The 14452-nt window shown below is 65.2% G+C and carries 14 protein-coding genes; 4 read left to right on the plus strand and 10 right to left on the minus strand.

Annotation, left to right across the window (positions count from 1 at the left end; genetic code table 11):
• Positions 1-152 precede the first annotated feature (152 nt).
• The 6 genes from ACFE72_RS20855 to ccmA form a co-directional block, all read right to left on the minus strand.
• Complete coding sequence (locus tag ACFE72_RS20855) at positions 153-506, minus strand: ComEA family DNA-binding protein (protein WP_375415025.1); 354 nt, start codon at positions 504-506, stop codon at positions 153-155.
• 130 nt (positions 507-636) lie between these two features.
• Positions 637-1221, minus strand: coding sequence for a DsbE family thiol:disulfide interchange protein (locus ACFE72_RS20860; RefSeq protein ID WP_375415026.1), 585 nt, complete (start codon positions 1219-1221; stop codon positions 637-639).
• Positions 1221-1400, minus strand: a complete 180-nt coding sequence (gene ccmD, locus ACFE72_RS20865; RefSeq protein WP_375415050.1) for a heme exporter protein CcmD — start codon at positions 1398-1400, stop codon at positions 1221-1223. Before ccmD ends, ACFE72_RS20860 begins: the two co-directional genes overlap by 1 nt.
• A gap of 5 nt (positions 1401-1405) precedes the next feature.
• Positions 1406-2137 (minus strand): heme ABC transporter permease, encoded by a 732-nt coding sequence (locus tag ACFE72_RS20870; protein ID WP_375415027.1) that lies wholly within the window; start codon positions 2135-2137, stop codon positions 1406-1408.
• Positions 2138-2203: 66 nt separating this feature from the next.
• The gene (ccmB, locus tag ACFE72_RS20875) at positions 2204-2872 is read right to left on the minus strand and encodes a heme exporter protein CcmB (RefSeq protein ID WP_375415028.1); all 669 of its coding nucleotides are present in this window, start codon (positions 2870-2872) and stop codon (positions 2204-2206) included.
• A 172-nt stretch (positions 2873-3044) separates the two neighbouring features.
• A complete protein-coding gene (ccmA, locus tag ACFE72_RS20880) occupies positions 3045-3647 on the minus strand; it encodes a heme ABC exporter ATP-binding protein CcmA (RefSeq protein ID WP_375415029.1) in 603 nt (200 codons plus the stop codon).
• A 210-nt stretch (positions 3648-3857) separates the two neighbouring features.
• Here ccmA and acnA point away from each other — a divergent pair, with 210 nt between their 5' ends.
• The 3 genes from acnA to ACFE72_RS20895 all read left to right on the plus strand — a co-directional run bounded on the left by acnA (position 3858) and on the right by ACFE72_RS20895 (position 8405).
• The gene (gene acnA / locus ACFE72_RS20885) at positions 3858-6578 is read left to right on the plus strand and encodes an aconitate hydratase AcnA (protein WP_375415030.1); all 2721 of its coding nucleotides are present in this window, start codon (positions 3858-3860) and stop codon (positions 6576-6578) included.
• Positions 6579-6729: 151 nt separating this feature from the next.
• Complete coding sequence (locus ACFE72_RS20890) at positions 6730-7482, plus strand: DUF1223 domain-containing protein (RefSeq protein ID WP_375415031.1); 753 nt, start codon at positions 6730-6732, stop codon at positions 7480-7482.
• A 551-nt stretch (positions 7483-8033) separates the two neighbouring features.
• On the plus strand, positions 8034-8405 hold the full coding sequence (locus ACFE72_RS20895; protein WP_375415032.1) for a DUF2794 domain-containing protein: 372 nt from the start codon (positions 8034-8036) through the stop codon (positions 8403-8405).
• Between the two features lie 110 nt (positions 8406-8515).
• Here ACFE72_RS20895 and ACFE72_RS20900 read toward each other — a convergent pair whose 3' ends face one another.
• The 4 genes from ACFE72_RS20900 to ACFE72_RS20915 form a co-directional block, all read right to left on the minus strand.
• Entirely contained in the window at positions 8516-9046 is a 531-nt protein-coding gene (locus tag ACFE72_RS20900) for a GNAT family N-acetyltransferase (RefSeq protein ID WP_375415033.1), read from the minus strand.
• 220 nt (positions 9047-9266) lie between these two features.
• The gene (locus tag ACFE72_RS20905) at positions 9267-10058 is read right to left on the minus strand and encodes a Bax inhibitor-1/YccA family protein (RefSeq protein ID WP_375415034.1); all 792 of its coding nucleotides are present in this window, start codon (positions 10056-10058) and stop codon (positions 9267-9269) included.
• Between the two features lie 244 nt (positions 10059-10302).
• Positions 10303-12873, minus strand: a complete 2571-nt coding sequence (locus ACFE72_RS20910; RefSeq protein WP_375415035.1) for an ABC transporter permease — start codon at positions 12871-12873, stop codon at positions 10303-10305.
• A gap of 5 nt (positions 12874-12878) precedes the next feature.
• Positions 12879-13634, minus strand: coding sequence for an ABC transporter ATP-binding protein (locus tag ACFE72_RS20915; protein WP_375415036.1), 756 nt, complete (start codon positions 13632-13634; stop codon positions 12879-12881).
• Between ACFE72_RS20915 and ACFE72_RS20920 the strand changes: the two genes are divergently transcribed.
• The gene (locus tag ACFE72_RS20920) at positions 13633-14331 is read left to right on the plus strand and encodes an arylesterase (RefSeq protein ID WP_375415037.1); all 699 of its coding nucleotides are present in this window, start codon (positions 13633-13635) and stop codon (positions 14329-14331) included. The genes ACFE72_RS20915 and ACFE72_RS20920 overlap by 2 nt on opposite strands.
• Positions 14332-14452 lie beyond the last annotated feature (121 nt).

Below are 14452 nucleotides of genomic sequence, written 5' to 3' on the forward strand. Positions count from 1 at the left end.
GGTCCCGGTTCTGCGAAGCGGCATGAAGAATGCCGCATCGCGCCCGGGACACGGGAGGCCGTCATGGCCGGGCTTGACCCTGCTGGATTCACACATCCCGTCATACGCGGGGTCAAGCCCGCGCATGACGGGTCGAGCTGTTGGACGCAGAGTCACTTCTGCCGGGCGATGATCTTGTCCTTGATTTCGGCGTAGGTCCTCGCCGGCACGATGTTCTTCTGCACCAGTTCGTCCTTGCCCTTGTACGGGCGGCCGGCGATGATCTTGGCGGAATAGGCATCGCCGATGCCCTTCAAGGCCTTCAACTCGTCGGCGCTCGCCGAGTTGATGTCGAGCAATTCCGCCTTCGGCGCCGGCGCCATCTTCTCCGCCGGCGCCATCTTGCCGGCGGGCGCCATCTTGCCGCCGGTTGCGGGCGCGGGGGTCTGGGCCATCATCGGGGCGGCCGTGAGCAGGCCGAGGGTCAGGGCAGTTACGGCAAGCGAAGCGAGCGTGAAATGACGCATGGGGTGTCCCTCCAAGGACGGTTAGGTACGGACAAAAACTAGCTTCGAATTCGTGGCGGCGCCATGGCCGCGAAATGAACGGCAGATAAAAGCGGGCAATTATTTGCGGCGCCTGCGCGGGGGCGGCACATCAAGTCCCCGCCTTCAGCGCCTTGTCGATCTCGGGCTTGAGCACGCGCTCGTAATTTTCCGGCGTCACCGGGCCGACCATCTTGTAGGCGATGGCGCCGTCGCGGCCGACGACGAAGGTTTCCGGCACGCCGTAAACGCCCCATTCGATGGCAGCGCGGCCGTTGCCGTCGACGCCGACGACGCGATAGGGATTGCCGTAACGGCCGAGAAAGCGCCGGGCATTGTCGGGCGCGTCCTTGTAATTGATGCCGACGACCTGCAGCCGGCCATCCTTGGCCAATTCGGTCAGCAGCGGCGCCTCGTCGTGGCAGGGCACGCACCACGACGCCCAGACGTTGACGACGCTGACCCTGCCCTTGAAATCCGCCGGCTCGAGTCCCGGCACCGGCGCGCCGGCATTGGCAAGCCCCTGCAGCGCCGGCAGCCGGGTTTGCGGCGCCGGACGCCCGATCAAGGCGGAGGGAATTTTCGAGGGATCGCCGCTGCCGAGCCGAAACCAGAACAACGCCGCCAGCGTGGCGAAAAGCAGCAGCGGCAGCGTCACCAGCCATGAACGGCGTCCGGGGGCGGCGGCGTCGCGCATCAGATGATGTCCGCCGCGCCGCGGCCGGAACGCCTGACTATGCCCGCGGCATCAAGCTCGCGCAGCCGCGCTTTCTGGCGGCGGTAATCGATCGCGATCCAGGCAATGAGGACCAGCACCACGGCCGCGGCCAGCCCGTAGGAGGTCACAATAAAGGACGCGTAGGGGCCAAGCGCCACGGCGTTCACGCCGCCCGCCCGCCGGCCTGCATCATCTGCAGGGCGCGTACGCGGCGGCGCAGGATTTCGTTGCGCATCGCGGCCAGATGCAGCGTGACGAACAGCAGCGAGAACGCCACCGCCATCACCAGCAGCGGAACGAGGAACGCGCGGTCCATCGCAGGTCCGCTTATCCGCATCACCGACGCCGGCTGATGCAGCGTATTCCACCAGTCCACCGAGAACTTGATGATCGGAATGTTGATGGCGCCGACCAGCGTCAGGATCGCCGCCGCCCGCGCCGCGCGCGACGGATCCTCCACCGCGCGCCACAGCGCGATCAGCCCGAGATACATCAGGAACAGGATCAGGACCGAGGTCAGCCGCGCATCCCATTCCCAATAGGTGCCCCACATCGGCCGGCCCCACAGCGATCCCGTCACCAGCGCCAGAAACGTGAACGCGGCTCCGATCGGGGCGGCGGCCTTGGCGGCAACGTCCGCCAAGGGATGCCGCCACACCAGCGTGCCCAGGGCACTCAGGCTCATCACGCCCCATACGAACATCGACAGCCAGGCGTTGGGCACGTGGATGAACATGATTTTCACCGTGGCGCCCTGCTGGTAGTCGTCGGGCGCCATTGCCGATTGCGTAAGGCCGACCAGCAGCAGGATGGCGGTCAAAGCCACGAGCCACGGCAATATCCGCGCGGTCAGCGACAGGAATCGTGTGGGGTTGGCGAGGTCGGTCAGCGTCATGGCGTTCCTGATAATCGTCGCAGCCGGGACAGGCAATGCGGGCAATGTGGTTTCATGCGGAGTTGATCAGTCCAGCCCGTGCCGCAGGCTCGCCGCCGCCGCGACCGGACCGATCACGAAACTGACCAGCGACAGCGCGCACAACATCGAAAACGGCGTTCCGAACGACAACGGTCCGGAGATCGCCGCCTCCGAGGCGGCCACGCCGAAGATCAGCACGGGGATCGACAACGGCAGCACCAGCACCGCCAGCAGCAGGCCGCCGCGATGCAAGGTCACCGCCAGCGCCGCGCCGATCATGCCGGTGAAGGTCAGCGCCGGCGTTCCCGCCAGCAGCGTCAGGGCGACCGCGAGCGTGGATATGGCGTCGAGATTGAGGAGAAGTCCGAGCACCGGCGTTGCCATGATCAGCGGCACCCCGGCGGCCAGCCAGTGCGCGAAGGCCTTGGCGGCGCAGGCCAGTTCCAGCGGCATGCGGCTCGTGACCAGCAGATCGAGCGAGCCGTCGTCGTGGTCGGCCATGAACAGCCGGTCGAGGGTGAGCAGGTTTGCGAGCAGCGCTCCCAGCCATAGAATCGCCGGGCCGAGCCGCGCCAGCAGCTTGAGATCGGGTCCCACCGCGAACGGCATCAGCACCACGACGGTGAGAAAGAACAGCACCCCGATCAGCGCCCCGCCGCCGGCGCGCAGCGCGATGCGGAGGTCGCGGCGGATCAAGGCGGCGAGCGGTCTCATACGAAACCGCCCCACGAGTCGTCCCCGCGAAGGCGGAGACCGATAACCCCCGGCCTCGCAGATGAAAGAAGGCCTTTGCCGCACCGCTGAAACGAGGCGACACGGCGTACGGGTCCCCGCCTTCGCGGGGACGACCCGTGGAGAAGTCGCGCGCCGATCGCCGGCGATGCCCTCATGGCACGCCCCCGATCCGCAACTCCCGCGCATCGATCCCCAGCGGCGCATGGGTGGCCGCGACGATCAGGCCGCCGCGCGCGAGATGATCTCGCATCAGCGCCGCAAATATCGCCTGCCCGGCGGCATCCAGCGCCGAGGTCGGCTCGTCGAGCAGCCAGATCGGCCGCCGCACCGTCTGCAGCCGGGCGATCGAGAGCCGGCGCCGCTGTCCCGCCGACAAAACCGCAGCCGGCAGATGGGCGGCGTGGCCGAGGCCCACCGCGGCGAGGCTTTCGCGCGCTGCGGAAACCTCGCCGCCCAGAAAATCCCGCCAGAACGCCAGGTTTTCCATCACGCTCAGCGCCGGCTTCAGCGCATCGCGGTGGCCGAGATAATGCGCCTGTTCGGCCAGCGTCAGTTCGCCGTCGCCGCCCTCAAGATCGATCGACCCGCCCGAGGGCGTCAGCAAGCCCGCGATCAGGCGCAGCAGCGAGGTTTTGCCGGCGCCATTGGCGCCGGTGACGGCCAGCGCCTCGCCGGCGGAAGCGTCGAAATCGAGGCCGGAAAACACCGCGCGCCCGCCCCTGATACATTCAACGCCGCGTCCCCAGAGCCGCATCTTGCTGTTCCGTGGCCCTCTTGAGTGGACGACCGCCGAGCCCCGCAACACTGCGGGCATGATTGTCGGTGTGGCGGTGGCTGTGGAAAGATTCTATAAGCCGGAACTTGATGCAGCACACAATCCGCGCCTGCAAGCCACTCGGCTGACGTCCGCTGACGGTGTTTTAATACCCTTTGCCGGGATAACGATCAATCAGGATCCCCCCACATGCCCTCGCTCGACAGCTTTAAATGCCAGAAGACCCTCACGGTCGGCGGCAAGTCCTACATTTATTACAGCCTGCCCACCGCCGAGAAAAACGGTCTGAAGGGAATTTCCAAGCTGCCTTATTCGATGAAGGTGCTGCTGGAAAACCTGCTGCGCAACGAAGACGACCGCACCGTCAAGAAGGACGACATTCTTGCGGTGGCGAAGTGGCTGAAGAAGCGCGCGCTCGAGCATGAGATTGCATTCCGCCCGGCGCGGGTCCTGATGCAGGATTTCACCGGCGTGCCGGCGGTGGTCGATCTCGCCGCGATGCGCAACGCCATGCAGGCGCTCGGCGGCGACGCCGAAAAAATCAATCCGCTGGTGCCGGTCGATCTCGTCATCGATCACTCGGTGATCGTGAACTTCTTCGGCGACAACAAGGCGTTCGGCAAGAACGTGGTCGAGGAGTACAAGCAGAACCAGGAGCGCTACGAATTCCTCAAATGGGGCCAGAAGGCGTTCTCGAATTTCTCGGTGGTGCCGCCGGGCACCGGCATCTGCCATCAGGTCAATCTGGAATATCTCGCGCAGACGGTGTGGACCCGCAAGGAGAAGATGACTGTCGGCAGGAAGACCGCCACCTATGAGGTGGCGTATCCGGATTCGCTGGTGGGCACCGATTCGCACACCACGATGGTGAACGGCCTTGCCGTGCTGGGCTGGGGCGTCGGCGGCATCGAGGCGGAAGCTGCGATGCTCGGGCAGCCCTTGTCGATGCTGCTGCCGGAAGTGGTCGGCTTCAAGCTGAAGGGCGCGCTTAAAGAGGGCGTCACCGCCACCGACCTCGTGCTCACGGTCACGCAGATGCTGCGCAAGCAGGGCGTGGTCGGAAAGTTCGTGGAATTTTTTGGCCCCGGTCTCGATTATCTCTCGGTCGCCGACAAGGCGACCATCGGCAACATGGCGCCGGAATATGGCGCCACCTGCGGGTTCTTTCCGGTCGACGATGAGACCATCGATTATCTGAAAACCTCGGGCCGCAAGGCCGACCGCGTCGCGCTGGTGGTCAAATACGCCAAGGCTCAAGGGCTGTTCAGAACGTCCGCCTCGCCCGATCCGGTGTTCACCGAAACGCTGACGCTCGATCTCGGCGACGTGGTGCCGTCGATGGCCGGGCCGAAGCGTCCCGAAGGCCGCGTCGCGCTGCCGGCGGTGGCCGAAGGCTTTTCCATGGCGATGGCGAGCGAGTATAAAAAAGCCGCCGACATGTCGAAGCGTTATCCGGTGGAGAATCGCAATTTCGATCTCGGCCATGGCGACGTGGTGATCGCGGCGATCACTTCCTGTACCAACACCTCGAATCCGAGCGTGCTGATCGGCGCCGGCCTGCTCGCGCGCAACGCCGCCGCCAGGGGCCTCACCGCAAAGCCGTGGGTCAAGACGTCGCTGGCGCCGGGCAGCCAGGTGGTCGCGGAATATCTTTCCAATTCCGGCTTGCAGCTCGATCTCGACAAGGTCGGCTTCAACCTGATCGGCTTCGGCTGCACCACCTGCATCGGCAATTCCGGACCATTGCCGGAAGAGATTTCCAAATCGATCAACGACAACGGCATCATCGGCGCCGCGGTGCTGTCGGGCAACCGCAATTTCGAGGGCCGCGTCAGTCCGGACGTGCAGGCCAATTACCTGGCATCGCCGCCGTTGGTCGTCGCCTACGCGCTGGCGGGAACGGTGACGAAGAATCTGGCCGTCGAGCCGATCGGCACGGGTAAGGACGGCCAGCCGGTCTACCTGAAGGACATCTGGCCGACCACCAAGGAGATCAACGCCTACATGAAGAAGTTCGTGACCGCGGCGATCTTCAAGAAACGCTACGCCGACGTGTTCAAGGGCGACACCAACTGGCGCAAGATCAAGACCGTGGAGAGCGAAACCTATCGCTGGAACATGAGTTCGACCTATGTGCAGAACCCGCCTTACTTCGAAGGCATGAAGAAGGAGCCGGAGCCGATCGTCGATGTGGTCGACGCGCGTATTCTGGCGATGTTCGGCGACAAGATCACCACCGATCACATCTCGCCCGCCGGAGCCATCAAGCTGACATCGCCGGCCGGAAAATACCTGTCCGAGCATCAGGTCCGTCCCGCCGACTTCAACCAGTACGGCACAAGGCGCGGCAATCATGAGATCATGATGCGCGGCACCTTCGCCAATATCCGCATCAAGAATTTCATGCTCAAGGGCGCCGACGGCAATATCCCGGAGGGCGGCCTGACAAGACACTGGCCCGACGGCGAGCAGATGTCGATCTACGAGGCCGCGATGAAGTACCAAGCCGAGCAGGTGCCGCTGGTGGTGTTCGCAGGCGCCGAATACGGCAACGGCTCGTCGCGCGACTGGGCCGCGAAGGGGACCCGGCTGCTCGGCGTCCGCGCCGTGATCTGCCAGAGCTTCGAGCGCATCCATCGCTCCAATCTGGTCGGCATGGGCGTGTTGCCGCTGACCTTCGAGGGCAGCGACTCGTGGTCTTCGCTCGGATTGAAGGGCGACGAGACGGTCACGATTCGCGGCCTGCAGGGCGATCTGAAACCACGCCAGAAACTGACCGCGGAGATTGTGTCCGGCGACGGCGCGCTGCGCCGCGTGTCGCTGCTGTGCCGCATCGATACCCTCGATGAACTCGAATACTACCGCAACGGCGGCATCCTGCATTACGTGCTGCGCAGGCTCGCAGCGTAGTACAAGTTGTGATCGGCGCGATCGAGCCTCACTGCGAATTGAGTGGCAGGTGAACGGAAGGCGGCCTATGAAGGGCCGCCTTCCGTCTTTGAAGGCGACCAACGATAAACGGCGACTGCGCATGGCGTGTCGCTGTTTCAGCGTGGCAGTAATGATGACCTATAATTCGTTCTCGCGATGGTCCGGCGCGCTTGGTGTCTGCGCCCTTATCGCGATCCGTCCGGCCCATGCCGATCCGCGCGCGGTGGTGGAACTGTTCACGTCGCAGGGCTGCTCGTCATGCCCGGCCGCCGACAAGATTCTCGGCGAACTCGCCAGGGATCCGAACGTCATCGCGCTCAGTCTGCCGATCGATTACTGGGACTATCTCGGCTGGAAGGACACCTTGGCCGATGCGCGCTTCACCGCGCGTCAGAAGGCCTATTCCCACATGCGCGGCGATCGCGACGTCTACACGCCGCAGGTGGTCGTCAACGGTTCGGCGCATGTGATCGGCAGCGACCGCGGCAGCATCGAAGGCGCCATCGATACCACCAAGAAAGCCGACGGCGTGATGTCGGTGCCGGTGGCGATGTCGCTGTCCGGCAAGCAGATCAACGTCTCGGTCGCGGCGTCGGGCAAGGGTCCCGGCGCGCGGCATGGCGAAGTGTGGATTTGCTCGGTTTCGAAATCGGTACCGATCTCGATCGGCCGCGGCGAAAATCGCGGCCGCGAAGTCACCTATTACAACGTGGTGCGCAACCTGCTGAAGGTCGGCGACTGGAACGGCAATGCCGGCAGTTGGATCGTGCCGCTGGAAAATATTTCCCGCGACGGCGTCGATGCCGCGGTGGTGTACGTGCAGGACGGCAATCGCGAAAGCCCCGGTCCGATGCTGGGCGCGGCCTACACGGCGCTGCACTGAACCCGTCATTGCGGGGCGCGCGTGAGCGCGCCCGGAATCCATCACCACGGTCGGCGATCATGGATTCCGGGCCTGCGCCGAGTGGCGCATCCCGGAATGACGAGGTGGGTGATGGGCACTGCGATTGACGAGGTGTGTGATGAGCACTGCGATTTCAGAAACCCCGAAAAGAAAAAGGACCAACTTTCGTTGGCCCAAAAAGTGGGGATTAACTTTGGCTTGCGAACAGGCCCGGTCCCGACGACCCCGGGGGGCTGGGGGCTGAGGAATCCGGAACCGAAAGGACCGGGCCAACGCAGTGATTGTTTGTCGCAAACCCGCACGGCGCCCGCTGGGCGGAAGTGGGGCATCATTGTGATCCTGCTAACGATCCCGTGACGATCGGACTATAGCGGTTTGCACTGGCGATCTGCTCGAAATTGCCGCCGTGCCTGAAGGCCCCTCTTGCAGCCGCGCGCTGTCGGCGCGATCATGCGGGTTGCCGCATTGACGCCAAAACCTGCGAACCGGGTTTCGGAGAAGATCATGCTTGAAACGACACGAGGCGAAAGATGGATTTGATGTCGGAGGGTGCCGATCCAAGCGGGATCAGCGCAGCGGAACGCAATTCCGCTGCGGGTCCTGCGCCAAGCCGGGTAACGTTCAACCGTCTCGAACTCAATCGCATCCTCGATCTCTACGGACGCATGGTGGCCGATGGCGAGTGGCGCGATTACGCCATCGATTTCCTCAAGGACCGCGCGGTGTTTTCAGTGTTCCGCCGCGCGTCCGAAGTTCCGATCTATCGCATCGAAAAAGATCCGCGGCTGGCGCGCAAGCAGGGCGCCTACAGCGTGATCTCGGCCAGCGGCTTGATCCTGCGCCGCGGCCACGAACTTGACCGCGTGCTGCTGGTGATCGACCGCAAGCTTGCGGTGGTTTGACGCCGTTCGTCATCGACCGGCTTGACCGGCCCGGTACGCGGCGGCGTTGCGATGGATCGCTGCCGGCCCTGAATACCGGTCGCCGCTTTTGCGGGGATGACAGCCGGGTGTTATTCCGCCGGCAGCGTCGTGGCGCCGTCGCCGAGCGCGCGCTGCATCATCACGGTGTCGAGCCAGCGTCCGAACTTGAATCCGACATTCGGGTGGGTGCCGATCATGGTAAAACCCGTTCTGCTGTGGACGCCGATCGAGCCGGCGTTGGCGGAATCGCCGATCACCGCGATCATCTGACGATAGCCGCGCGCCTGCGCTTCCGCGATCAGCCGTTGCAGCAATTGCATGCCGATGCCGCGGCGATGAATCGCGGGCGCGAGATAGACGGAATTCTCCACGGTGAAGCGGTAGGCCGGCCGCGGCCGGTACGGCCCGGCATAGGCGTAGCCGATCACGCGGCCTTGCAGCGAAGCGACTAGATAGGGATAGCCGCCATCCATCAGCGAGGTGAAGCGCCGCGTCATTTCCGTGAGATCCGGCGGGATCAGTTCGAAGGTGGCAGTGCCGTGCAGCACGGCGTGCCGGTAGATTCCGGTGACGGCGGCGAGGTCGGCTGCGGTGGCGGGGCGGATTTCAGGGGAGGGCATGGTGTCTCCGCGGGGTCATCGCCGGGCTGCGACCCGGCAATCCATCTGCTTCGAAAGCGTCTTGTGAAGAAGGATGGATGGGCGGGTCAAGCCCGCGCATGCCGCTGGATATCCTTGTTGCGTGCCCCGGACGCGGCTCCGCGCCGCATCGCGCCCGGATACGCAAAACAAAAACCCCGGCCTCGCGGCCGGGGTTTGAGCTTTCGCTTATGCGATGGCGTCAGTCGCGCTGTCCGAGCAACTGCAGGAGCAGCGTGAACAGGTTGATGAAGTTCAAATACAGCGACAGCGCGCCGGTGATGGCCGCGCGTTCGGCGACGTCGCCGCCCTGCGAGGCGTAGCCGTAGATGTAGTCGTTCTTCAGCCGCTGGGTATCCCACGCGGTCAATCCTGCGAACACCAGCACGCCGACCACCGAGACAATGAACTGCAGCATCGAGCTGGCGACAAAGATGTTGACCAGGCTCGCGATGATAATGCCGAACAGCCCCATCAGCAGGAACGAGCCCATGCCGGTCAGGTCGCGCCTGGTGGTGTAGCCGTACAGGCTCAACGCGCCGAACGATGCCGCGGTGATGAAGAACACCCGCACGATCGAGGTGTGCGTATACACCAGGAAGATCGACGACAGCGAGATGCCCATCAGGGCCGAGAACACCCAGAACAGCATTTGCGCGGTGGCCGGCCGCAACCGGTTGATGCCGAACGAGATGGCGAACACCATCGCCAGCGGCGCCAGCATGAACACCCATTTCAGCGGGCTCACGAACATGGCATAGCCGAACGGCGTCAGGTAGGCATTGCCGATCTTGGCGGCGGCGCCGGACGGGTCGCCGGTGACGGCGGCCATGTAGATGCCGAGCGCAGCGAAGCCGGTGATGGCGAGGCCGATCGTCATGTAGTTGTAGATGCGCAGCATGTAGGCGCGCAGCCCGGCATCGACGGCGGCGGCGTCGGCACGCCCGGCGGCCCGGCCGAAGGGCGAAGCGTAGTTACGATCTAGGTCCGACATGGTCGAATTCCCGTTGGTTGTCTGGCAGAGCGCTTTGAGGGTCCTGGCGCCGCCAGTTCGAATCTATCCCAGATACCGGACATTTCTGACACTTAATTTTATGTCATCAAGCGGCGTCTGACCCAAGCTGATATGTGGGAAACTAACACAATCCGCGCAAGCTTCCATGCGCGGCTGAATGTCGCTAGGTGCAGTAACCTTACCTTACTCCCGCGAGGAAGAGGCGATCCGCTGCTACATATTGTCACAAATTCCGCAATACCGCCGCCGGCTTCTGGTTCAGCGCCACCAGCGTGCCGGCGAGTCCCAGCCCCACGGTGACGATTAGCGCGGCCACCACGACCGCGGCGGCGCTGCCGGCCTGCCAGATGAAACCGAGCGTCATCAGCCGGGTCACGATCAGCCAGGCTGCGACCGAGCCTGCAAGCACGCCGAAGATCGCCGTGGCAAAGCCGATCATCAGGTATTCCAGCGCGTAGGCGCCGAGCAGCCGCGTCCGGGTGGCGCCGAGCGCCTTCAGGATCACCGCGTCGTAGACCCGGTGGCGGTGGCCGGCCGCGAGCGCGCCGCCCAGCACCAGGATAGCCGAGATCAGCGTAACGGCGCTGGCGCCGCGAATGGCCAGCACCAGGTTGGTGACCACGGCGCCGACGGTTTCCAAGGCCTCGCGGACCCGCACGCTGGTCACCATGGGGAAGGCGTCGGCGACCGCCCTGACGATTTTGGCGTCGCCGGCCGGATCCGGACGAGCCTCGGTCAGGGTCGCGATATGGGTATGCGGCGCGCCCTTGAACGCGCCCGGCGAGAACACCAGCACGAAATTGATGCCGAGGCTCTGCCAGTCCACGCTGCGCATGTTGCCGATGGTCGCGGAAATGTCGCGGCCGAGCACATTGACGACGACCTCGTCGCCGATCTTCAGTCCGAGGCCGTCGGCGAGCTTCTTCTCGAACGACACCAGCGGCGGCCCGTCGTAATCGGGTGGCCACCATTTGCCCTCGACCACTTTCGAGCCCTTCGGCATCTCGCCGGTATAGGTCAGGCCGCGATCGCTCTGCAGCACCCATTCGGCGTCAGGCGAGGCTTTGAGGTCTTCCGCCTTGACGCCGCGGGCAGCGACGATGCGCCCGCGCAACATCGGTACGTCTTCCACGGTCGATTGCGGCGCCTGGCTTTTCAGGAATGCGCTGAAGCGGTCGGCGTCGGCGGTGGGAATGTCGATGAAATAGAACGACGGCGCGCGGTCGGGCAGCGCCGCCATGAACTGCCGGCGCAGATTGCCGTCGATCTGGGTGATCGTGACCAGCACCGCCAGGCCGAGGCCGAGCGACATCACCACCGAGGGCGTCAACGCGCCGGGGCGATGGATATTGGCGATCGCCAGCCGCAGCATGGGCAGGTGCGGCCGCGGCAGCCGGCGCGCCAGCGCCATCAGCGCGGCGGCGATGCCGCGCAGCAGGGCGAAGACCACGATGGACGAGACGACGAATACCGCGGCCACGCGCTTGTCGTAGGCAAGCCCGATCGCGATTCCGATCAGAGCCAGGATCACCGCCGCCATCGATGCCAGCGTCGGCCAGCGCGGACGGTGCCATTCGCCGGTCACGGCCTCGCGGAACAGCGCCGCCACCGGCACGTCATGGACGCGGCCGAGCGGCCACAGCCCGAACGCCAGCGCGGTCAGCACGCCGTACACCAGCGACAGGCCGAGCTGGGCGGGATGCAGCGCCGGCACCACCGGCAGCGGCAGCAACTGGCCGAACAGGCCGACGACGAGATAGGGCAGCGCGGCGCCGGCGGCGAGGCCGATCAGCGACCCGATCGCCGCGAGCGCGACGACCTGGGTCAGGTAGATCGTGAACACGTCGCCGCCGGTGGCGCCGATGGCCTTGAAGGTTGCGATGACGTCCCGGCGGCGGTCGACATGGCTTTTCACGGCGTTGGCGACCCCGACCCCGCCGACCAGCAGGGCGGCAAGGCCGACCAAAGTGAGAAACTGCGTGAAGCGGCTGATGGTGCGTTCCAGTTGCGGCGAGGCATTGCTGCGGGTGCGGATTTCCCACCCCGCGCTCGGCAGGGCGGTTCGCGCGTCGCCGGCAAACACTTGCGCGGCGCGGTCGTCGGCCGCGTTGTCCGGCAGTTTGACGCGATAGATCCAGCGCACCAGGCTGCCGGGCTGCAGCAGTCCGGTGGCGCGCAGTCCCGCTTCGCCGGTCAGGAACCGCGGCCCGAAACCGACGCCGCCGGCAAGCTTGTCAGGTTCGGCGTCGACGACGCTGCGAATCTGAAAGGCCGCGCCGCCGACGGTGACGCGGTCGCCGACTTTCAGGTCGAGCCGCGCCAGCAATGTCGCGTCGGCCGCCGCGCCGAACGCCCCGTCGCGCTGGGCGAACAGGTCAGCCATCGGCATTTTCGGATCGAGCGTGACGTCGCCCAACAGCGGATAGGTCTGATCCACCGCTTTCAGTTCGACCAGCGCCAGCGTGCCGCCTTCGGTGCGCGCCATGGCGCGCAGCGTCGCCGCCACCGAAAGCTGGCCGCGCGCGCGCAGGAAGGCGACTTCATCGGATCCCGCTTCGCGCTGGATCAGCGCGAAGGAGATGTCGCCGCCGAGCAGCGTGCGGCCCTCGCGTGCGAGGCCCTCGCCGAGACTTGCCGCGACCGAGCCGACCCCGGCAATCGCCATGACGCCGAGCGCGATGCAGGCAAGGAACACGTAGAAGCCGCGCAGGCCGCCGCGCAATTCGCGCAAGGCGTAGCGCAACGCCAGCGACGACGTCCGGCCGCGCGGCAGGCGCTTCAGTGCCAGGGTCATGTGATTTATGCCGTCTCGACCCAATGCCGGTCGGTGGCGGGCCCGTCGAGCTGGCCGGAGCGCAACCGCACCACGCGGTCGCAGCGCCGCGCCAGCGACGGATCGTGGGTCACCAGCACCAGGGTCATGCCGCGTTCGGCGTGCTTGGTGAACAACAGATCGACGATCTGTCCGCCGGTGGCTTCATCGAGGTTGCCGGTAGGCTCGTCGGCTACCAGGATGGCCGGATCGGGTGCGAGCGCGCGGGCAAGTGCGACGCGCTGCTGTTCGCCGCCGGACAATTGCGTCGGATAATGGTGCAGCCGGTCGCCAAGACCGACCGATGCGAGTTCGCGCGCCGCGCGTTCCGACGCATCGGGATTACCGGCCAGTTCCAGCGGCACCGCGACATTCTCCAGCGCGGTCATGGTCGGGATGAGATGAAACGACTGGAATACGATGCCGACATGGCGGCCGCGAAACCGCGCCAGCGCATCCTCGTCGAGGGCATTGAACGCAGTGCCATCGACCACCACCTCACCGCTGTCGGGACGCTCCAGTCCCGCCATCACCATCAACAGGGTGGATTTCCCCGAGCCTGACGGTCCGATCAACCCGATCGCTTCGCCCGGCGCCACCCGCAGGCTGATATCCTTCAGGATATGGACGCGCGCGGCACCGCTGCCCAGCGAGAGATTGACGTTCGAGATGAAAATGGTGTCCGGCCGCGGGCTTGACGATGCAAGCCCTGCCAATGACGAGGTTTCGATGAGACTGTCCATGCCAAGCTCATATGGCACTTTCATTGCGGCGGTCGAGGGGCCGGCGCGCGGCTTTCTGTGCTGGCTGGCTTTCGCCGTCGTCGCCATCCTGCCCGCAGCGGCGCAAACCCCGGCGCCGCAGGCGGGCAAGACCGTCAAGGTGGTGGTGCTTGGCGATTCGCTGACTGCGGGCCTTGGCCTTCCGACCCCGGCCGCATTCCCGGCGCGGCTACAAAAATCGTTGGAGGTCAAAGGGATGAAGGTCGAGATGATCAATGCCGGGGTGTCCGGCGATACCAGTTCCGGCGGCCGTGACCGGCTTGACTGGTCGGTTCCGGAAGGCACCGACGCGGTGATCCTCGAACTCGGCGCCAACGACGCGCTCCGCGGCATTGACCCCAGGATCACCCGCACCGCGCTGGCCGACATTTTGCTGCGGCTGAAGGCGCGCAGGATCGCGGTGCTGTTGTGCGGCATGGTCGCACCGCCCAATTATGGCGCCGATTATTCGGCCCGGTTCAATGCGATTTATCCGGATCTGGCGAGCGCCTTTCAGGTGCCGCTGTATCCGTTCTTCCTGGAGGGCGTGGCTACCGATGCCAGGCTCAATCAGGCCGACGGGTTACATCCGACCGCCGCAGGGGTGGATGTGATTGTGAAGAACATCCTGCCTGCTGTCGAGGCATTGCTGAGCCCGATGATGCCGCAGCGGAGTTGAAAAACCAGGCAGCGATAACCCTAACGTCGTGTTTTCCCGGGAGATTCTGGCTTGCGCGGCGCCGGATGCTTCGCAGCACCGCATAACTGGGCTAGAAACGGAGATCGGTGATTCGTTACCG

The sequence above is a fragment of the uncultured Bradyrhizobium sp. genome (assembly GCF_964252615.1).
Taxonomy (GTDB): Bacteria; Pseudomonadota; Alphaproteobacteria; order Rhizobiales; family Xanthobacteraceae; genus Bradyrhizobium.